This is a genomic window from Limosilactobacillus sp., from assembly GCF_022482365.1.
In the GTDB taxonomy this organism is placed as follows: domain Bacteria; phylum Bacillota; class Bacilli; order Lactobacillales; family Lactobacillaceae; genus Limosilactobacillus.
In genome coordinates, this window is sequence record NZ_JAKVPE010000001.1 from 1,604,263 (window position 1) to 1,623,300 (window position 19,038).

Consider the following 19,038-nt stretch of genomic DNA (forward strand, 5'->3'; position numbering starts at 1 on the left):
TAATGATTGAATTATTCTTCTTCGTTCCAATCCAGGGCGAGTCCCTGCTGTTGAAGAGCAACTGGCAGCTTGTCCCGACTGCTTTCCTGACGGTCCAGCTTTGGTCCGCAGATTTGATGGGTAAAGGAGTCGATCCGCCGATTAGCGTCACGCAGGTCGTAGTACTGGGTCACCTCAGCATCATAGTCCTTGAGGTCGCTGGCGTGAAAGTCGCGATTGTAGTCATTTTCAAAGACCAGCTGGTCGAGTGGCAGCCGAGGCTTTAATTGCGGCTCCTGATCCGGAATGCCGACCTGGAGGCCCAGCAGCGGGAAGACCATCTTCGGCAGGTCGAGGATCTTAACCAGCTCGACCGGATCATTCTTGATTGAACCAAGGATCACGCCGCCCAGTCCCATGCTTTCGGCGGCGACCAGGGTGTTTTGGACGGCCAATACGGTGTCTTCGACGGCCTGCTGGAAGACGTCGGCGGTGTGCAGGCGGCCGTCGTCCTTCCCGTTGTCCTGGCGAATTCGTTGGTTGCGGAAAATGTCGACCAGGAAGATCAGGAGGTCGCCGTTCTTGCCGATGTAGGGTTGCTTGCCCAGCTGGCGAATCGCGGCCCTTTTCTTTTCATCGGTCACGTGAAGGATGCTGAACTCCTGCCAGTAGTTGCTGGTCGAAGTGTGGCGGGCAACCTCGTACAGGGTGGTCAGCTGCTCTTGGCTGAGCGCTTGTGGCTTGAACGCCCGAATTGAGCGGTGGTTGAGTTGGTGGTCAATGGTGGAATTATGAATCATAAAAAGGCCTCCTTACTAGATTTAACTTTATTATGGGCAGTATTTCCCGGGAAATGCAAATTTGGTTTCCCCTTGTTGCTAAAATGAACAGGATGTAATATGATAGTGGCAATAAGAAACACGAATGCATTTCAAGTAGATCGTCCAGAGAGGCCGCGGCTGGTGTGAGCGGTTGATCGAAACTCCGGTGCAGGTAAATGTGGGCGGGTAATGCCGCACGGTTGGTAGCCGTTATCTACCACGAGGGTGACAATTTTGTCAAACTTGGGTGGTACCGCGGAACTAAGAGCCATTTCGTCCCAAAATATTGGAGACGAAATGGCTCTTTTTATTGGAGGTTTTTAACAATGTTAGACATTAAGAAGATTCGCAAAGACCCCGACTTTTTCAAGCAAAAATTAGCAACCCGGGGCGTTAAGGCCGAAGAAATTGACGAGGTCCTGGAATTGGACCAAAAGCGACGCGATCTGTTGCAGGAAGTGGAAACGATGAAGGCCCAGCGTAACGCCGCTTCCAAGAAGATCGGTGAAGCCAAGCGCAACGGTGAGTCCGCCGACGAGGCCATCAAGGAAACCCGGGAACTTGGGGACAAGATCAAGGGCCTTGATGACCAGGTTGAAGCTAACGATGCCGAACTGCATGACAAGATGGCCCACCTGCCAAACGTGCCACACGACGGCGTTCCAGTCAGCCTGACCGAGGAAGGCTCCGTGGAACTGCGCAAGGTCGGCACGATTCGGGACTTTGACTTCGAACCAAAGCACCACTGGGATGTTGGTGAGAACCTGGGGATCCTCGACTTCGACCGGGCGCGGAAGGTTTCCGGTGCGCGTTTTGTCTACTACCTTGGCCTGGGTGCCCAGCTGGAACGGGCCGTCTATAACTTCATGCTCGACGAACACATGAAGGACGGCTACACCGAAGTTCTGCCGCCGTACATTGTTAATGCCCAGTCAATGTACGGGACTGGTCAGTTCCCGAAGTTCAAGGAAGGGGTCTACCAGGTTAACGGTGAGGACATGACCCTGATCCCAACCGCCGAAGTGCCGTTGACTAACTACTACCGCGGCGACATCATTCCAGAATCCGAACTGCCGGTCTACGTGACTGCGCTGACGCCGTGCTTCCGGTCCGAAGCCGGGGCCGCTGGTCGGGACACCCGGGGGCTGATCCGGATGCACCAGTTTAACAAGGTTGAAATGGTGAAGTACACCAAGCCCGAGGACTCATGGGACGAACTCGAAAAGATGACCGCCAACGCCGAGAACATCTTAAAGAAACTGGGCCTGCCGTACCACGTCATCACGCTGACCACCAGTGACATGAGCTTTACGGCCTCAATGACCCACGACCTCGAACTCTGGATGCCTGCCCAGAACAAGTACCGGGAAGTATCATCCTGCTCCAACTGTCTGGACTTCCAGGCGCGGCGGATGCACACCCAGTACCGGGATGCGGACGGTAAGCTTCACTACGTCCACACCCTGAACGGTTCCGGCCTGGCTGTCGGCCGGACCGTGGCTGCCATCCTGGAAAACTACCAGAATGAAGACGGCTCCGTCACGATTCCGGAGGTCCTGGTACCGTACATGCACGGCGTTACCAAGATTACGAAGGAAAATGCGGTTCCGTTCCGGAATAAGAAAAAAAGTGAGTGGGAATAACCATCAAAGTGGGGCGTATGGCTAGCCTAGGACGGGAGTCGGCGCTGAAGGCGTCGGCTTTCGTCCGTAGCTAGACACTAGCCCCACGGTTATTTCCACGTTATCTTTTTATATTAGTATTCAAAATAAAAGGAAGATTTCCGTTTTACTACGGGAATCTTCTTTTTAAATCGTAAAGATTAAAAATAAATAAGAGTGATTATTTTCACTAAATGAACTGCTTAATTTAAATAAGAAAATTATGCTTCCTGCTTCTTAAATCATCATTTAAACCGGTTTCATCTTGGATTATTACGGATATGGCTTAAAAGTCTTCACTTCTTTTTTTGCAGATGATAAGGTATTATCAACGTTAAAATTTGATTAGAAAAAAGGAGTCGGTAGTATGCGGAAGAAGAGTTGGAAAAAATTCATTGCCAGCTTGATTGCAGTTGTGGCAATCGTGGTCGGGTGGCTGATTGTCGAACCGCAATCCGCCTCCGCTGATCAGACCTACACCTTTGCCACCAACGGAACCTTTGCCCCGTTCGAAATGCAGGACAGCAAGGGCGGCTATTCTGGGAAGAACCCCGGGATCGAAATTGAAATGCTTCAGCAGATTGCTAAGCACGAACACTTCAAGTACCAGTTCAAGTCAATGAGCTTCAACGGGGACCTGCAAGCCTTGGAAGGTGGCCAGGTTGATGCCGTCATGGCCGGGATGAGTGTCACTAACGAGCGGAAGCAAAAGTACGATTTCTCCAAGGCGTACTACACCGATGGGGTCATGATGGCCGTTGCCAAGAACAGCAAGATCAAGTCATTGAAGCAGCTGCGTGGCAAGACCGTTTCCGCCAAGTCCGGAACCAGTGCCGCCCTCTTCTTGAAGAAGAACCAGAAGAAATACGGTTACAAGATTAAGTACTTCGATTCCTCAAACACGATGTGGAACGATGTCAAGAACGGGAACGCCGCGGCAACCTTCGATGATGGTCCAGTTCTTCAATACGGGATCCGGCAGGGGGTTGACCTCAAGATCGTTACCAAGAAGCCAATCGACGCCCAGCCGGTTGCCATTGGTTTCCAGAAGGGTCAAAACAAGGAACTGCAGGCCAAGATCAACGACGGGATTACCTGGATGAAGAAGACTGGCCGGATGCAGAAGATCATCAACAAGTACACGAAGAGCAAGGCTACCACGAAGAATTCAACTCAGGCCCACACGATTATGGGGCTCCTGAAGGCTAACAAGAGTGCCCTGCTGTCCGGACTGTGGATGACGCTGAAGCTGACGATTGTCGGGATCATCTTCGCCATGATCTTCGGGATTATCCTCGGGGTCCTCGGGGTTGTCGAAAACAAGTTCGCTAACGGTCTCTCCAGTACCCTGATCTACATCTTCCGGGGGATTCCAATGATCGTGCTGGCATTCTTCATCTACATGGGGTTGCCAAACGTGATTGGCCACAAGGTGCCACTCTTCCTTGCCGGGATCTTAACCCTGACCTTTGACGAAGGGGCCTACATCGGTGCGATCGTTAAGGGTGGATTTGAATCCGTCAACGTCGGCCAGTGGGAAGCGGCCCGGAGTCTGGGGCTGCCTTACAGCAAGGCTCTGATCAAGGTTATCGCGCCGCAAGGATTCAAGCTGATGGTGCCATCACTGGTTAACCAGTTCATCATCACCCTGAAGGATACCTCGATTCTTTCCGCGATCGGGCTGATGGAATTAACCCAGACCGGGACCGTCATCATTTCCCAGAACATGGAAGGGTTCCGGATGTGGACGATCATTGCGGTAATCTACATCATCATCATTACCTTACTGACCTGGTTATCGAATTACGTACAGAAGAGGATGGATTAATATGGATGCGCAATACAAAGTTCAAATTAAAGATCTGCACAAGAGTTACGGGGCCAACGATGTCTTGCAAGGAGTGAGTCTGAACGTTAAGCCGAGCGAAGTGGTCTGCATGATCGGTCCGTCCGGTTCCGGGAAGTCGACCTTCCTGCGCTGCATTAACAAGCTGGAAGAACCAAACAGTGGGCACGTCTACGTTGACGGTTACGATATTGCCGATCCGAAGGTGGACATCAACAAGGTGCGGCAGAATATCGGGATGGTTTTCCAGCACTTCAACCTCTTTCCAAACATGTCGGTCCTGGAAAACATCACTCTGGCGCCAACCCAATTGGGTAAGGCCACCAAGGAAGAGGCCGAAAAGGAAGCCATGCACTACCTCGACCTGGTTGGCTTAAAGGAAAAGGCCAACGTCAACCCGCAGACCCTCTCCGGTGGGCAAAAGCAGCGGGTGGCGATTGCCCGGGCCCTGGCGATGAAGCCAGACGTGATGCTCTTCGATGAACCAACCAGTGCCCTCGACCCCGAAATGGTCGGTGACGTGCTGGGCGTAATGAAGACCCTGGCTAAGCAGGGGATGACGATGATCGTCGTTACCCACGAAATGGGTTTTGCCAAGCAGGTGGCGGACCGGGTTGTCTTCTTCCACGACGGCAACATTCGGGAACAAGGGACGCCGGACCAGATCTTCGAGCATCCGCAGCACCCCGACACCAAGAACTTCCTGGACAAGGTCCTGAATGTTTAAGAGTAAAAGCAGAACTAATTTTCCTGATTGTCACAAATTGTTTGACTTTGGTGGGAAAATCATTATAATTATGAGTAACTTCTAATAAAGGTTGGCAAACAGAGAACCCGGTATTAGCTGAGAGCCGGGGCCAGCCAAATGGCAGAAACGGTGAATGGGTGGTTCCACTATCGACTGAAGAGGCGGTCAGATGACCGTGAAGATGGGTGGAACCGCGTGTAAAAACGTCCCTGGTACTTAGATGTACCAGGGACGTTTTTTCGTTTCAGAAAATTTGAGAGGAGAGAAGACAATGGACAAAGAACAGCAGCAAAAACTTGAACGCTCACTGAAGAGCCGCCACGTGACAATGATTGCCATCGGTGGGGCGATCGGGACCGGGTTATTCCTGGGATCCGGTTCGGCGATTCATAAGGCCGGCCCATCGATCATTCTCTCGTACCTGATCGTCGGCATCTTTTGCTTCTTCATGATGCGGGCCCTCGGGGAATTAATTTTGGCCGACATGACCAAGCACTCCTTCATCGATTCGGTCAAGGAATACCTGGGTGACCGGATGGAATTCGTTGCCGGTTGGATGTATTGGGCCTGCTGGCTGACGCTGGCGATGGCCGACCTGACCGCGACGGGGATCTACCTCAAGTACTGGTTCCCAAGCCTGCCGCAGTGGGTGGGCCCGCTTGTGATCGTGGTGTTGTTGATGCTGGTCAACATGGTCAACGTCGGCCTGTTCGGGGAGCTAGAGAGTTGGTTCTCGATGATTAAGGTGCTGGCGATCCTGGCCCTGATTGCAGTCGGTATTATCCTGATCGTCCTGCATAGTTCGGTGGCAGGGCGGCCGGTTTCACTGGCGAATCTGGTCAACCACGGAGGCTTCTTCCCAACCGGACCGCGGGGCTTTCTGATGTCCTTTCAGATGGTCGTCTTTGCCTTTGTCGGCATTGAAATGGTTGGTTTGACGGCCGGTGAAACCAAGAACCCGAACAAGGATATTCCCAAGGCCATCAACACCCTGCCGGTTCGGATCGGCCTGTTCTACATCGGTTCCATGATTGCCCTGATGGCGATTTACCCGTGGAACCAGATCAAGACGACCTCCAGTCCCTTTGTCCAGGTCTTTGCGGCCATCGGGGTGCCGGGTGCGGCGGCCATTTTGAACTTCGTTGTGCTGACGGCGGCTATGTCGGCCACTAACAGTGCCATCTTTAGTACCAGCCGGTCCCTCTACTCACTGGCCCGGGGCGGAAATGCTCCCCGGCGGTTCGGTGAGCTGAGTGCCAAGGCGGTGCCGAACAATGCGCTGACTTTTTCGTCCCTGATCCTGTTCATCACGGTAATCCTGAACTACATCATGCCGGCGGGAATCTTTGACATGATCGCCAGCATCTCGACGATTACCTTTATCTTTACCTGGTTGATCATCCTCTGGGCCCATATCCAGTTTCGCCGCCAGCACCCGGCCGGGGTCAGTTTCTTCAAGATGCCGGGCTACCCGCTGACCAGCTGGCTGACGATCGCCTTTTTCCTGGCGATTCTGGTAATTCTGCTGTTTATCGACTCGACCCGGGTGCCGCTGCTGATCACGACCGCCATTTTTATTATCCTGGCGGTAGGTTACGGATTCTTTACCAAAAAAGAAAAATAAATTTTTGGATAATATAGTAAGCAAAATTAGCTAAAACAGTTCAAAATTGATTTAATAAACCGGTAAAGCACTGAAAAATGTCTAGATTATGAAACCGCAACCATCACCGGTACGACGCGGTTTGTTTGAACTTTTTGGACTGATCTACTATACTAAAGATGTGGAAAGGTGATTGGCCCTTTTGATACGAACATCTTCTCATAATAAACTACTTTGAAGCTAGTTAATTAAAATGGCTTTACATGATAATTAACAACACCCCACTCCACATGAAACGCTTTAGTTTCCTTGAAAAGTATGTTAGCTAAAATTAGTGGCCATATCTACAACCTAAATGATTATAAGCTGTAAGGGTTCTTCACATAGGCGAAAGAACTGCAGATAAAGACACAATAACGGATCTTGATACATTAACAGGTGGCCGACATCTTTCCATTCGGAAGCACGGAGACATTCGATTGTCTCCGTTTTTTTGTGGATAAAAACAACCGCGAGCTAAGTCCTAGCCCGCGGTTGTTTTTGATAATAATTTATTTCCCGGGAAATACCCTTAGTCTGGATCGGCCAATGACTTGCCACTCGTCGTGTTCTTGAAGCCCTCGAAGGCCTTTTCGATGATTTGGTATTCCTCTTCGGTCAGCTTTACGTCCATGGCCTTGGCGTTGGCCTTGACCTGATCGGCGTGCTTGGCCCCCGGAATTACAACGGAGATCAGTGGATTCTGCATGTACCAAGCCAGGACGGTTTGGGCAACCGTTGCCTGGTGGGCAGCGGCAATTGGCCGGATAACGTCGACGGCCTGGAGAACCTTGCTGAACCGTGGCTCACTGAAGTCGGCAATCTGACTCCGGATATCATCGGCTGGGAAGTCGATGTGGTGGTCATATTTACCGGTCAAAAGGCCTGATGCCAGTGGGAAGTATGGAACAAAGCTGATTTGGTGCTCGTGCAGGTAGTCAAGCATTCCCTCGGTCAGGTGGTCCTGGTGGAGGAGACTAAACTCGTCCTCGACGACGTCAACGTAACCATCGGCATTGGCTTCCTTGATTTGGTCCAGGCTGAAGTTGGAGATCCCAATGGCCCGGATCTTGCCGGCTTCCTTGAGCTTTTGCAGGGCACCGACCGCTTCGGCCTTCGGAGTGTCGTGGTCTGGGAAGTGGATGTAGTAGATGTCGATGTAGTCGGTCTGCAGCCGTTCCAGACTCTTGTTGACCTGGTCCGTCAAGAATTCAGGACTGTTGTCAATAACCTGTTCGCCGGTAGAGAAGTCTTGGGCCCCCTTGGTAGCGAGGACAATCTTGCTCCGGTCGTATTCCTTCAAAACCTGACCGACCAACTCTTCGGAATGGCCGAGCCCGTAAACAAAGGCGGTGTCCAGCAGAGTGATGCCACTGTCGAGACCGGCACGGACGAGCTCCCGACCGTCTTCATCCTTGAGGTTCGGGAAGAGGTTGTAGCCGCCGACCGCGTTGGTTCCGAGGCCCAGTGGGGTTGCATAAACGTCAGAGTGACCAATTTGTACTAATTTTGACTTATCCATCTTTTAGTCTCCTTTCGTAAGCGCTTTCTTGCCATATCTCTATTATATCGTAGTCAGGGGAATGGGCGAAGCAATCTGGCCGATTCTTAAGAAATTTATTGATCCTGGCCGGTAGAGTTACTATAATGAGGTTCCTTGGCAGGGGCGGAGAAATTACTACCAACTTGGCGGCAATTTCTCTTCTTTTTTGTTAACGACTGACACCGCTTACAAAAACTTTTTGGCTTTTGTGAAATAGGACTTTTACTAGGATTAGTGCCAAAAAGTGCCGTAAGTAAAACGTTACAGCGATTTCAATTGCCTTGTAAACGATCTCATTTCACAAATGACGTTATAATTTCTTCTTTACAGGGGGGAGTATTTAAGATATTCTAAAGATGTCGCAAATGTTGACCCGCAAAACAAAGCAATTATTTTTCAATTCTGAGGAGCGGGATCAACAAAATTCTCTATCTTTTTTATAAGGGGTGTAAACATGTATCTCGCAATCAATATTCTGGGACTGATTGTGTTCCTCGCGATTGGCTGGCTCTTCTCCAAGGACCGCAAAGCCATCAACTGGAAGACGGTTGGTATTATGATTGTTATTAACCTTATCCTGGCATGGTTCCTGACTGGTTCTGCCGCAGGACGTGCCGGTGTTAAGGCTGCCGCTGACGGTTTCGTTTGGATCGTTGACGTATCCGCAAAGGGGACCGTCTTTGCACTGGGTGCTTGGTACAACACTAAGAACCTGAACTTCATCTGTTCGGCACTGATGCCAATTCTGATGATTGTTCCATTGTTCGATATCTTGACTTACATTGGCTTCTTGCCATGGATCATCAAGTGGATCGGACGGGGACTTTCATTCATTACTGGTCAACCAAAGTTCGAATCATTCTTTGCCGTTGAAATGATGTTCTTAGGGAACACTGAAGTGCTGGCCGTTTCTGGTATGCAGATTCGGAAGATGAGCAAGGAACGTAACCTGACTCTGGCCATGATGTCAATGTCTTGTGTTACCGCCTCAATCCTTGGTTCATACATTCTGATGATGCCTGGTCAATACATTCTGACCGCCGTTCCAATCAACATCATGAACTCGCTGATTGCTACTAGTATGCTGAACCCAGTTAAGGTTGCTCCAGAAGACGACACCATCGAAAAGGTTGGTGCTACCGACAACGGTAAGAAGGAACCATTCTTCAGCTTCTTGGGTGACTCCATCCTGGGCGCTGGTAAGCTGATTCTGATCATCATCGCCAACGTTATTGCCTTCGTTGCCCTGGCTGCCCTGATCGACAAGATCCTGGGTCTGTTCTGGAAGCCACTGTCCCTGGAAAGCATCCTGGGTGTCATCATGTTCCCATTCTCCTGGCTGCTGGGTCTGCCAGTACACCAGGCATGGATGCTGTCTCAGGACATGGGGATGAAGCTGGTTACCAACGAATTCGTTGTTATGGGTAAGGTTACCGGTGCGATCAACCACTACCCAGAACACTTGAAGGCCGTTCTGACCGTCTTCGTTACCTCCTTCGCCAACTTCGGTACTCTTGGTATGATCATCGGTGCCTTCAAGGGTCTGGCAAACAAGGAAGATAACGACTACATCGCTACTAACATTGGTTACCTCTTACTTTCCGGTATCCTGGTATCCCTGTTATCAGCAGCCTTTGTTGGTCTGTTCGTTTGGTAAAAACTAAAAAGCAGCTATTAGGGCTGCTTTTTTTAACCAGCAATTCGTAAACGCTTGCATTTTCTAAGGAGGAAATAATTATGGCTACGAAGATTATTATGGATACTGACCCGGGAATTGATGACGCTGCCGCACTGACGATGGCCATCAATGATCCCGCAATCGACTTGAAGCTGATCACCGCCGTTGCGGGGAACGTGACCGTCGACAAGACGACCGCTAACGCCTTAAAGATCGTTCACTTCTTTGGCAAGGACATTCCGGTGGCCGCTGGTGCCGAGCAGCCACTGATCAAGCCGTTTGAGGACGCCGCCCGGATTCACGGTGAATCAGGGATGCCCGGCTACGACTTCGGCGACGATTACGGTAAGCCGCTCGACAAGACGGCCGTTGAAGCCCTGCACGACGCCATCATGGCCGAAGATGAGGTCATCCTGGTGCCAACCGGCTCCTACACCAACATTGCCCTGCTGTTCAGCCAGTACCCAGAAGTAAAGAGCCACATTAAGAAGATCGTGGCCATGGGTGGCTCCCTGTCCGGCGGAAACATGACCAGCGTTGCCGAATTTAACGTCTTCACTGACCCGGATGCTGCGCGGATCATGTACAATGCCGGCATTCCAATCGTTACGGTTGGCCTGGACGTGACCCTGAAGGCCCTGCTGACCAAGGACTCAATTGACAAGCTGGCCACGCTGAACAAGACCGGTGAAATGCTGCACGCTCTGATCACCCACTACAACGATGGGACGGAAGCAGGACGGCCAATGCACGACGTTAACACCATCTTCTACCTGCTTCACCCAGAAGCCTTCACGACCAAGAAGATGTGGGTCGACGTTCAGACTGAGGGCCCAGCCATCGGTGCCCTGGTCGGTGACATCCGTGGTGCCTACCACGATGGCAAGACCAACGCCGAAGTTTGCGTAGACATTGACGCCGACTACTTCAACAAGTGGTTCTTAGAAGAAGTCAGCAAGATGAACTAAATTATTAAAGAGGAAATTTACTAATAGGTAGATTTCCTCTTTTTGAATGCATTTATTAGACAAATAAAAAAGGGACTGCAATCAAATTGCAATCCCTTTTTATCAACGGAGAATGAGAGATTCGAACCCTCGCGCCGCTTTCGCGACCTACACCCTTAGCAGGGGCGCCTCTTCAGCCACTTGAGTAATTCTCCAAAAGTATTGGCAGGCACTTGCTCGCCTCAACATTTATAGTATAACGCATTTGTCATAAAAATACTAATTTTTTAAATATGTATTGAAAGAACGGAAAAATAGCCAGCGCTTGCTCAATTTAAGATGAAGAAAAACGCCTTCCCGCCCGGCATGGAGGTTGAAACGGGGACCAATTTACGGTACAGTAGTGGGGTACGTGAAACAATCGTTGTTTCACGAAAGGAGCAAAGATTAATGAACCCTGAACAATTTCAGCACCGACTGGCGGATCACGGGATTGAGCTAACTGCTAAGCAAATGGAGCAGTTCGCTACCTATTACCGGATGCTGGTCGAGAGCAATCAACACGTTAACCTAACGCGGATCACCGCCGAAAATGATGTCTACCTTAAGCACTTTTACGACTCCATCATTGGTGCCCTGGCTGAACCACGCCTGCAGACCGAATCACTGACGCTGTGCGACATTGGCGCCGGCGCCGGCTTTCCGTCACTGCCGTTGAAAATCGCCTTTCCACAACTGAAGGTCACCATTGTTGATTCGCTAAATAAGCGGATTAACTTCTTGGATGACCTGGTGACAACCCTGGGACTGACCGAGGTCCAGCTGATTCACGATCGCGCGGAGACCTTCAGCGCCAAGAAGAGCCCGCACCGGGAGCAGTTCGACCTGGTGACGGCCCGGGCGGTGGCTCGTTTAGCGGTCCTCAGTGAGCTCTGTCTACCGGCAGTCAAGGTTGGTGGGGAGTTCGTAGCCTACAAGGCCCTGGCGGCACCAGAGGAGTTGGCTCAGGCCCAAGCGGCGATCAAGAAGCTGGGTGGTCAGGTGCGGCAGACGGTTAAGCTGACCCTGCCGGAGATTGACGAGGAACGCAACGTGATCCTGATCGACAAGGTTGCACCGACGCCGGGCAAGTACCCGCGGCGTCCAGGGCTGCCGAACAAAAAGCCAATTCAATAGGTGAGGGGGAGAAAATATGGCATTTTCGCTGTTTAACTTTGGTAAGAATGAATCGACTAACGGAAAAAACAAGGTAGTGGACATCAAGCTGGACCAGATCGTGCCCAACCGCTACCAGCCCCGGAAGGTCTTTGACCAGGAGGACCTGCAGGAACTGGCCCACACGATTGACGAGCACGGGCTCCTGCAGCCGATTGTTCTCCGGGAGTATGAACCGGCAAAGTACGAAATCATCGCGGGTGAGCGGCGCTACCGGGCAATGAAGCTCTTAAACTGGGACACCGCTCCAGCAATCATCAAGAAGATGACGGATGAGGAGTCCGCTTCCCTGGCCCTGGTGGAAAATCTGCAACGGGCGCAGCTGAGCTCGGTTGAAGAGGCCCAGGCCTACCGTCAATTGATGGATCTCAACCACCTGACCCAGGCGGCCCTCGCCAAGGGGATGGGCAAGAGCCAGTCTTTCGTGGCCAACAAACTCCGGCTCCTGAAGCTGATCACTCCGGTTCAGACCGCCATTTTGGACCACCGGATTTCCGAACGCCACGGTCGGGCCCTGCTGGACTTGGATGAGGATCAGCAACGGACGATGCTGATGCGGATCGTCAACGAACGCCTGACCGTCCGGCAAACCGAGGACGAGGTGGCCAAGGTACTGGGCCGGCCCCTGCCATCCGTGGTGGCCAAACAAAAGGCCGCGGCCCGGGAGGAAGCTCAACAGCAGGCCACCGCTCCGGCACTAACCGAACCAGCACCGGAACCGAAAGCAACCAAGCCGGCCAAGAAGGCTCACCGCAAGCGAACCAGCAAAAAGCCAGCCAAGACCACCCCGAAGGCCAGCGACGGTCGGATTGCCTTGAATACGATCAAGAAATCCATTAAGATGGCCACCGAAAACGGCTTTACGGTCACTACCCACGAGAGCAGCACCAAGGATAGCTACCGGATTACCATTGAGATTCCAAAGGAGCAGTAAGGAGGAGTAGTATGGCTGCAGTAATTGCCTTAGCCAACCAAAAAGGTGGCGTCGGGAAGACTACCACGAGTATTAACCTGGGGGCGTGCCTGGCCGATCTCAAGCAGCGGGTCTTATTGATTGACCTGGATCCGCAGGGAAACGCCACCAGTGGTTTAGGAATTGAAAAGCGTGACATTGAAAAAAGTGTCTACGATGTGCTGATTAATGAGGTCCCGTTGAAGGAGGTCATTCAGCCGTCTAGTCATCCGGGGCTCGACATTGCGCCGACCACGATTGCCCTCTCGGGGGCCGAGGTGGAATTGACCAATCTGATGGCCCGCGAAACGCGGCTGAAGGATGCCTTTGGCGACGTGCGTGATCAGTATGACTTTATCCTTATTGACTGCCCGCCATCGTTAGGATTATTGACAATCAACGCCTTCACGGCGGCCGACTCGATCCTGATTCCGGTTCAAAGCGAGTACTACGCGCTGGAAGGCTTGAGCCAGCTGCAAAACACGATTAACCTGGTAAGGAAGCACTTCAACCCGAACATGAAGATCGAAGGGGTGCTGCTGACCATGTACGACAAGCGGACCAACCTGGGTCAGCAAGTTAACGCCGAGGTGCGCAAGGCCTTTGGCGACCGGGTCTACCAAACGGTGATTCCGCGCAACGTCCGCCTGTCCGAAGCCCCCAGTCACGGCATGGCAATCGTTGATTACGACAAGCGGTCGACCGGAGCCACAGTCTATAAAGAGTTAGCAAAGGAAGTGTTGGCAAAACATGGCAAAGCGTAAAACAAGTGCCCTCGGCCGGGGAATCGAGGCCCTCTTTGAAGAAAATTCCGTTGACGAGTCTAATGCCAGTGAAAGCGTCCAGGACGTTTCCCTGAGTGCAATCCGGGCCAATCCCTACCAGCCACGGCGGACCTTTGATCAGGCCGGTCTTAAGGAACTGGCGGACTCAATCAAGAAGTCAGGGGTCTTCCAGCCAATCATCCTGCGCCAACCGGATCCCCAGGTGGAGCGTTACGAGCTGGTAGCCGGTGAACGGCGCTTCCGGGCGTCCAAGCTGGCTAAGCAGAAGACGATCCCGGCGATTGTCCGGGTGATGAGCGACGAGCAGATGATGGAAATCGCCGTCCTGGAAAACCTTCAGCGTGAGGACCTGACGCCACTGGAAGAGGCCCAGGCCTACCAGACGCTCATGACCAAGCTCTCCCTGACTCAGGCCCAGGTGGCCACCAAGCTGGGGAAGAGCCGTCCCTACATTGCTAACTACCTGCGGCTGCTGGGTTTGCCGGAGCCAATCAAGAAGGCCCTAAACGCCGGCGACCTTTCCATGGGTCAGGCCCGGACGATTCTGGGACTCAAGGACAAGCGCCAGTTGACCAAGCTTGCCAAGCGTGCCGTCGATCAAAATCTGACGGTTCGCCAGTTGGAGAAATTGGTTGCCGAGATGAACGGGACGGCGGTGAAAAAGAGCCGCCACAAGAGTCAGCGCAAGCCGGTCTACATTCGGGAGGCCGAAAGCCAGCTGCAGAGCAAGTTTGGCACCAAGGTGGCCCTTGCCCAGAGCCGGAAGAAGGGCAGCGGCAAGATTGAAATTCCATACTCATCGACGGACGACTTGACGCGGATCCTCGAATTGCTGAACATTTCATTGGACTAGGAGGGATTACTATGGCAACTTACGATAAGGGTGACATTGTGATGATGAAGAAGCCCCACCCGTGCGGCACCAACCGTTGGCAGATTACCCGGGTTGGCGCGGACATTAAGATTCAATGCACGGGCTGCGGCCACCTGGTAATGATGACCCGCCAGAAGTTCGATAAGGGCCTCAAGAAGGTTTTGGAGCACGCTGATTCGGCGGACGAATAAATTTCAAATTGGTGCCCACAAAACCGTTGAGATAGCTTAAAATAAAAATTATTGATTAATTGAAAAGGAAAGTGAATTATTCATGTCATTAACTGCAGGAATCGTCGGCTTGCCAAACGTCGGTAAGTCAACGCTGTTTAACGCAATTACCAAGGCGGGAGCCGAGATGGCCAACTACCCGTTCGCAACCATCGACCCGAACGTGGGGATGGTGGAAGTGCCTGATTCCCGGCTGGACCGGATTCAGGAGCTGATTCCCGCCAAGAAGATTGTGCCAACCACCTTTGAATTTACCGACATTGCCGGGATTGTTAAGGGTGCCAGCAAGGGTGAAGGGCTTGGTAACAAGTTCCTGGAAAATATTCGGCAGACTGACGCGATTGTCCACGTGGTCCGGGCCTTCGATGACGACGACATCACCACGGTTTCCGGCAAGGTGGACCCGATCGAAGACATTGACACGATCAACCTGGAACTGATCATGGCTGACCTGGACGCCGTAAACAAGCGCCTGAGCAAGGTTCAGCGGGCTGCCAAGGGCCGGGACAAGGACGCCCTGGCCGAATTAGCGGTCTTAAACAAGATCAAACCGGTCTTGGAAGACGGCAAGAGCGTCCGGTCAATTGACTTCTCCGACGACGAAAAGAAGATCGTCAAGGGGCTCTTCCTGCTGACCAGCAAGCCGGTCCTCTACGTTGCCAACATTTCCGAGGATGACATGGCCGATCCCGACAACAGCAAGTACATGGCAGCCATCAAGGAACACGTCAAGGGTGACGGCGAGGTCATCGGGATTGCTGCCGCTGCCGAAGAACAGATCGCCGAGATGGACGACGCCGACAAGGCCGACTTCCTGGAAATGGAAGGGGTCAAGGAACCCGGCTTGAACCGGCTGATTCGGGCCGCTTACAAGCTGCTCGGCCTGGAAACCTTCTTCACGGCTGGTGGACCGGAAACCCGGGCCTGGACCTTCAAGAAGGGCACCAAGGCTCCACAGGCCGCCGGGATCATTCACTCCGACTTTGAACGGGGCTTCATCCGGGCCGAAGTCATGAGCTTCGACGACCTGGACAAGCTGGGTTCCGCGGCCGCCGTGAAGGAAGCCGGGAAGCTGCGCCTGGAAGGTAAGGACTACGTAATGCAGGACGGCGATATCGTCGAATTCCGCTTCAACGTCTGATTTTGAACGCGACTAAGGGAACGAGAGGAGTTTATTTGTGAGCGAAGAGAAAGCACGCAATGCTGCGGCCGGCCAACGGCAAAAGCAGCATGTTAAGGCTCAACGTCAGGCCCAGGACAATGCCTACAGCAAGTACCACCTGACGCGCAAGAACGAGGAATTTATGTACCAGCTGAATAAACAACTGGATCGGATCGGAGTGGCCAGCGCCGACAAGCCGGCCATGCTGGAGGAGACCGCTCAGCAGCTGGTTGCGGGGCAAAAGCAGGGGAAGACTGCCAAGGCCCTCTTCGGTACCCCGACAGAACAGGCTAAGGAACTGAAGAACCCTAAGAAGACTCCGGAGCACATCTCGAAGGAGTCAATCTGGCTGATGGCAATTGACAATATGCTGATTTTCCTGAGCATCTTCACCTTCATGTTCGGACTGATGTACTGGATGACTCCGGCGGCAATGCACAGTCAGCGGGCCGGGAGCAGTGGTATCACTGCCATCCTGCTGGTCGCCGGACTCGGTGGCCTCCTGTTCGTCTACGTGGCTCGGCAATTGCAGCCAACCAAGAACAAGGAGGGCAAGTGGGTTCAGACCAAGCCAATGTGGTTCCGGGTGCTGACCGTTGCCTTCGGGTTAGTGGTTTGGCTGGCGGTCTACATGCTGGCCTCCCTGCTGCCAAACGTGGTTAACCCACGGCTGAACCAGTGGGCTTACCTGATCATTGCTGTTGTGACCTTTGTCGGCGACATTGTCTACCGGCGCCGCTACCACATTACCGGTGGCTTCTATGGCAACCGGCGGAAGTAAAATTATTAAGGAACAGTTCATTGCAGAACATGCGATGAGCTGTTTTTTTAATATGCTAAATTCAGGAATTCACAATCTTCCGGGCTTTGACTATTAAAAAATTAGTTAAATTGATTAGCAAAAAGTAACCGTTCCTAACAAATGTAAAAATGTTCAAGAAAACTGTGGACAATTGTTCAAAGAATTGTTACACTGTAAACGTAATCAAATGAAAGCGTATTCAAAAAGGAGACATCACGATGAAGTTAACACAAGCACAATTAGCTAAGTACATGGACCACACGATGCTGAAGCCAGAGGCCACCGCCGAAATGATCGACAAGACCGTTGCCGAGGCACGCAAGTACAACACCGCCTCCGTCTGCATCAACCCGTACTGGGTTAAGCGGGTTCACGAAGGACTTGCCGGAACCGACATCAACACCTGCACCGTCATCGGTTTCCCTCTGGGGGCAACTTCCACGGCCAGCAAGGTCTTTGAGACCAAGCAGGCAATTGAAGACGGTGCCGACGAGATTGACATGGTTATCAATATCGGTGAACTGAAGGGCGGCCACGACCAAGCGGTTGAGGACGACATCCGGGCCGTTGCCGAAGCAACTCACGAAAAGGGCAAGCTCCTCAAGGTCATCATCGAGAACTGCCTGCTGACGGACGACGAGAAGAAGCGGGCCTGCGAATTAACCGTCAAGGGCGGGGCCGACTTCGTTAAGACTTCCACCGGCTTCTCCACTTCCGGTGCCAAGGTCGAAGACGTCAAATTAATGCGGGAAACCGTTGGCCCAGACTTCAAGATCAAGGCTGCCGGTGGTATCCACAGCCTGGCCGAAGCTTACGGCATGATCGAAGCCGGCGCCAACCGGCTCGGGGTCTCCGCTTCCGTTCAAATTCTTGAAGAGGCTGCCAAGCAGGACTAGTTCGCCACTAATTTTTTAGCTAACAAGTATTCCAGATGGAGGGGTAAAAATGGCTTATAAACGTGTATTTGTAATTGTAATGGATTCCGTTGGGACGGGTGCCGCTGCCGACGCCGCCAAGTTCGATGATGTTGGTTCCGACACCCTGGGCCACGTTGGTGAATTCTACAAGGGCGACCTGAAATTGCCAAACCTGGGCAAGATGGGGATCAGCAACCTGCGTGATACCCCAATCGAAGGGGTTCCGCTGGCTGACCCGGCTATCGGTGACTACGGCAAAATGGAAGAAATCTCCGCTGGTAAGGACAGCATGGACGGTCACTGGGAAATGATGGGCCTGCCGGTAATGAAACCACTGTCGACCTTCCCAAACGGCTTCCCGCAGGAAATCGTTGACAAGCTGGAGAAGTTCTCCGGCCGCAAGGTGATCGTTAACAAGCCATACTCCGGAACCGAGGTCATTCACGACTACGGTGAGCGCCAGATGAAGACCGGCGAGCTGATTCTCTACACGTCCGGTGACTCCGTAATGCAGATTGCGGCTCACGAAGACGTAATTCCGGTCAAGGAACTCTACAAGATCTGTGAATACGCCCGGACTCTGGTCAACGGTCCTGAATACACGGTTGGTCGGATCATCGCCCGGCCATACGTTGGTCCTGACAAGGATCACTTCACCCGGACCGCCAACCGGCACGACTTCAGCCTGAAGCCAATCGGCACGACCGACATGGACCGGCTGCGTGAGGCCGGCTACGAAGTGATCGGTGTCGGCAAGATCAACGACATCTTCTCCGGCCAGGGGATTGATCGTGGCTACCACAACGAAAGCAACATGGACGGGATGGACCACGTGGACGAAGTAATGAAGCAGGACTTCACGGGCTTCTGCTTCACCAACCTGGTTGACTTTGACGCCATGTACGGTCACCGCCGGAATCCTAAGGGCTTCGGTCAGGCCCTGATGGACTTTGACCGGCGCCTGGGCACCGTCTTAGACGAGATGAAGCCGGACGACCTGCTGATGATCACCGCCGACCACGGAAACGACCCTGGCTTCCGCGGCACCGACCACACCCGGGAAAATGTTCCACTGCTGGTTTACTCACCATCAATGAAGAAGTCCAACCAGTCATTGGGACTGCGGAAGACCTTCTCCGACCTCGGGGCCACGATTCTGGAAAACTTCAACGTGGACTCCGTTCGGGGAACCAGCTTCTACAAGGAAATCAGCAACGACTAATTAGAGAGGAGCAG

General features: G+C 52.6%; 17 protein-coding genes and 1 tRNA gene. 15 read left to right on the forward strand and 3 right to left on the reverse strand.

The window, feature by feature from the left end:
- Window positions 1-11 precede the first annotated feature (11 nt).
- Window positions 12-779: an NADPH-dependent oxidoreductase gene (locus LKE23_RS07520; protein ID WP_291976747.1), complete on the reverse strand. Its 768-nt coding sequence runs from the start codon at window positions 777-779 to the stop codon at window positions 12-14.
- Between the two features lie 347 nt (window positions 780-1,126).
- Between LKE23_RS07520 and serS the strand changes: the two genes are divergently transcribed.
- The 4 genes from serS to LKE23_RS07540 all read left to right on the forward strand — a co-directional run bounded on the left by serS (window position 1,127) and on the right by LKE23_RS07540 (window position 6,679).
- Window positions 1,127-2,443: a serine--tRNA ligase gene (gene serS / locus LKE23_RS07525; RefSeq protein ID WP_291976748.1), complete on the forward strand. Its 1,317-nt coding sequence runs from the start codon at window positions 1,127-1,129 to the stop codon at window positions 2,441-2,443.
- Between the two features lie 385 nt (window positions 2,444-2,828).
- Window positions 2,829-4,289 (forward strand): ABC transporter substrate-binding protein/permease, encoded by a 1,461-nt coding sequence (locus LKE23_RS07530; protein WP_291976749.1) that lies wholly within the window; start codon window positions 2,829-2,831, stop codon window positions 4,287-4,289.
- A 1-nt stretch (window position 4,290) separates the two neighbouring features.
- Window positions 4,291-5,034: an amino acid ABC transporter ATP-binding protein gene (locus tag LKE23_RS07535; RefSeq protein WP_291976750.1), complete on the forward strand. Its 744-nt coding sequence runs from the start codon at window positions 4,291-4,293 to the stop codon at window positions 5,032-5,034.
- A gap of 292 nt (window positions 5,035-5,326) precedes the next feature.
- A complete protein-coding gene (locus LKE23_RS07540) occupies window positions 5,327-6,679 on the forward strand; it encodes an amino acid permease (protein WP_291976751.1) in 1,353 nt (450 codons plus the stop codon).
- 550 nt (window positions 6,680-7,229) lie between these two features.
- On the opposite strand, the gene LKE23_RS07545 is transcribed toward LKE23_RS07540, so the two are convergent.
- Entirely contained in the window at window positions 7,230-8,219 is a 990-nt protein-coding gene (locus LKE23_RS07545) for an aldo/keto reductase (RefSeq protein WP_291976752.1), read from the reverse strand.
- 475 nt (window positions 8,220-8,694) lie between these two features.
- On the opposite strand from LKE23_RS07545, the gene LKE23_RS07550 reads away from it, so the two are divergent.
- Both LKE23_RS07550 and rihC read left to right on the forward strand, forming a co-directional pair.
- Window positions 8,695-9,897, forward strand: coding sequence for a NupC/NupG family nucleoside CNT transporter (locus LKE23_RS07550; RefSeq protein WP_291976753.1), 1,203 nt, complete (start codon window positions 8,695-8,697; stop codon window positions 9,895-9,897).
- Window positions 9,898-9,977: 80 nt separating this feature from the next.
- Entirely contained in the window at window positions 9,978-10,886 is a 909-nt protein-coding gene (rihC, locus tag LKE23_RS07555) for a ribonucleoside hydrolase RihC (RefSeq protein WP_291976754.1), read from the forward strand.
- Window positions 10,887-10,992: 106 nt separating this feature from the next.
- On the opposite strand, the gene LKE23_RS07560 is transcribed toward rihC, so the two are convergent.
- Window positions 10,993-11,080, reverse strand: a tRNA-Ser gene (locus LKE23_RS07560).
- A gap of 235 nt (window positions 11,081-11,315) precedes the next feature.
- On the opposite strand from LKE23_RS07560, the gene rsmG reads away from it, so the two are divergent.
- The 9 genes from rsmG to LKE23_RS07605 all read left to right on the forward strand — a co-directional run bounded on the left by rsmG (window position 11,316) and on the right by LKE23_RS07605 (window position 19,024).
- The gene (gene rsmG, locus LKE23_RS07565; protein ID WP_291976755.1) at window positions 11,316-12,041 is read left to right on the forward strand and encodes a 16S rRNA (guanine(527)-N(7))-methyltransferase RsmG; all 726 of its coding nucleotides are present in this window, start codon (window positions 11,316-11,318) and stop codon (window positions 12,039-12,041) included.
- Window positions 12,042-12,057: 16 nt separating this feature from the next.
- On the forward strand, window positions 12,058-13,014 hold the full coding sequence (locus LKE23_RS07570; RefSeq protein WP_291976757.1) for a nucleoid occlusion protein: 957 nt from the start codon (window positions 12,058-12,060) through the stop codon (window positions 13,012-13,014).
- A gap of 11 nt (window positions 13,015-13,025) precedes the next feature.
- The gene (locus tag LKE23_RS07575) at window positions 13,026-13,796 is read left to right on the forward strand and encodes a ParA family protein (RefSeq protein ID WP_291976758.1); all 771 of its coding nucleotides are present in this window, start codon (window positions 13,026-13,028) and stop codon (window positions 13,794-13,796) included.
- Complete coding sequence (locus tag LKE23_RS07580; protein WP_291976759.1) at window positions 13,783-14,670, forward strand: ParB/RepB/Spo0J family partition protein; 888 nt, start codon at window positions 13,783-13,785, stop codon at window positions 14,668-14,670. Before LKE23_RS07575 ends, LKE23_RS07580 begins: the two co-directional genes overlap by 14 nt.
- An 11-nt stretch (window positions 14,671-14,681) precedes the next feature.
- Window positions 14,682-14,882, forward strand: coding sequence for a DUF951 domain-containing protein (locus LKE23_RS07585; RefSeq protein WP_291976760.1), 201 nt, complete (start codon window positions 14,682-14,684; stop codon window positions 14,880-14,882).
- An 82-nt stretch (window positions 14,883-14,964) separates the two neighbouring features.
- Window positions 14,965-16,062: a redox-regulated ATPase YchF gene (gene ychF / locus LKE23_RS07590; RefSeq protein WP_267202364.1), complete on the forward strand. Its 1,098-nt coding sequence runs from the start codon at window positions 14,965-14,967 to the stop codon at window positions 16,060-16,062.
- Between the two features lie 37 nt (window positions 16,063-16,099).
- Window positions 16,100-16,864 carry a DUF1129 domain-containing protein gene (locus LKE23_RS07595; RefSeq protein ID WP_291976761.1) on the forward strand — a complete coding sequence of 255 codons (765 nt, stop codon included), beginning with the start codon at window positions 16,100-16,102 and terminating at the stop codon, window positions 16,862-16,864.
- A gap of 239 nt (window positions 16,865-17,103) precedes the next feature.
- Window positions 17,104-17,781: a deoxyribose-phosphate aldolase gene (deoC, locus tag LKE23_RS07600; protein ID WP_267202366.1), complete on the forward strand. Its 678-nt coding sequence runs from the start codon at window positions 17,104-17,106 to the stop codon at window positions 17,779-17,781.
- 49 nt (window positions 17,782-17,830) lie between these two features.
- Entirely contained in the window at window positions 17,831-19,024 is a 1,194-nt protein-coding gene (locus LKE23_RS07605; RefSeq protein ID WP_291976762.1) for a phosphopentomutase, read from the forward strand.
- Window positions 19,025-19,038 lie beyond the last annotated feature (14 nt).

Bases quoted from the DNA above. Each gene is read 5' to 3' on its own strand.
- LKE23_RS07535 (WP_291976750.1), top strand. From the start codon at position 4,291: ATGGATGCGCAATACAAAGTTCAAATTAAAGATCTGCACAAGAGTTAC.
- LKE23_RS07575 (WP_291976758.1), top strand. From the start codon at position 13,026: ATGGCTGCAGTAATTGCCTTAGCCAACCAAAAAGGTGGCGTCGGGAAG.
- LKE23_RS07580 (WP_291976759.1), top strand. From the start codon at position 13,783: ATGGCAAAGCGTAAAACAAGTGCCCTCGGCCGGGGAATCGAGGCCCTC.
- serS (WP_291976748.1), top strand. From the start codon at position 1,127: ATGTTAGACATTAAGAAGATTCGCAAAGACCCCGACTTTTTCAAGCAA.
- LKE23_RS07540 (WP_291976751.1), top strand. From the start codon at position 5,327: ATGGACAAAGAACAGCAGCAAAAACTTGAACGCTCACTGAAGAGCCGC.
- LKE23_RS07570 (WP_291976757.1), top strand. From the start codon at position 12,058: ATGGCATTTTCGCTGTTTAACTTTGGTAAGAATGAATCGACTAACGGA.
- LKE23_RS07585 (WP_291976760.1), top strand. From the start codon at position 14,682: ATGGCAACTTACGATAAGGGTGACATTGTGATGATGAAGAAGCCCCAC.
- LKE23_RS07550 (WP_291976753.1), top strand. From the start codon at position 8,695: ATGTATCTCGCAATCAATATTCTGGGACTGATTGTGTTCCTCGCGATT.
- LKE23_RS07605 (WP_291976762.1), top strand. From the start codon at position 17,831: ATGGCTTATAAACGTGTATTTGTAATTGTAATGGATTCCGTTGGGACG.
- rsmG (WP_291976755.1), top strand. From the start codon at position 11,316: ATGAACCCTGAACAATTTCAGCACCGACTGGCGGATCACGGGATTGAG.
- LKE23_RS07545 (WP_291976752.1), bottom strand. From the start codon at position 8,219: ATGGATAAGTCAAAATTAGTACAAATTGGTCACTCTGACGTTTATGCA.
- LKE23_RS07520 (WP_291976747.1), bottom strand. From the start codon at position 779: ATGATTCATAATTCCACCATTGACCACCAACTCAACCACCGCTCAATT.
- rihC (WP_291976754.1), top strand. From the start codon at position 9,978: ATGGCTACGAAGATTATTATGGATACTGACCCGGGAATTGATGACGCT.
- ychF (WP_267202364.1), top strand. From the start codon at position 14,965: ATGTCATTAACTGCAGGAATCGTCGGCTTGCCAAACGTCGGTAAGTCA.
- deoC (WP_267202366.1), top strand. From the start codon at position 17,104: ATGAAGTTAACACAAGCACAATTAGCTAAGTACATGGACCACACGATG.
- LKE23_RS07530 (WP_291976749.1), top strand. From the start codon at position 2,829: ATGCGGAAGAAGAGTTGGAAAAAATTCATTGCCAGCTTGATTGCAGTT.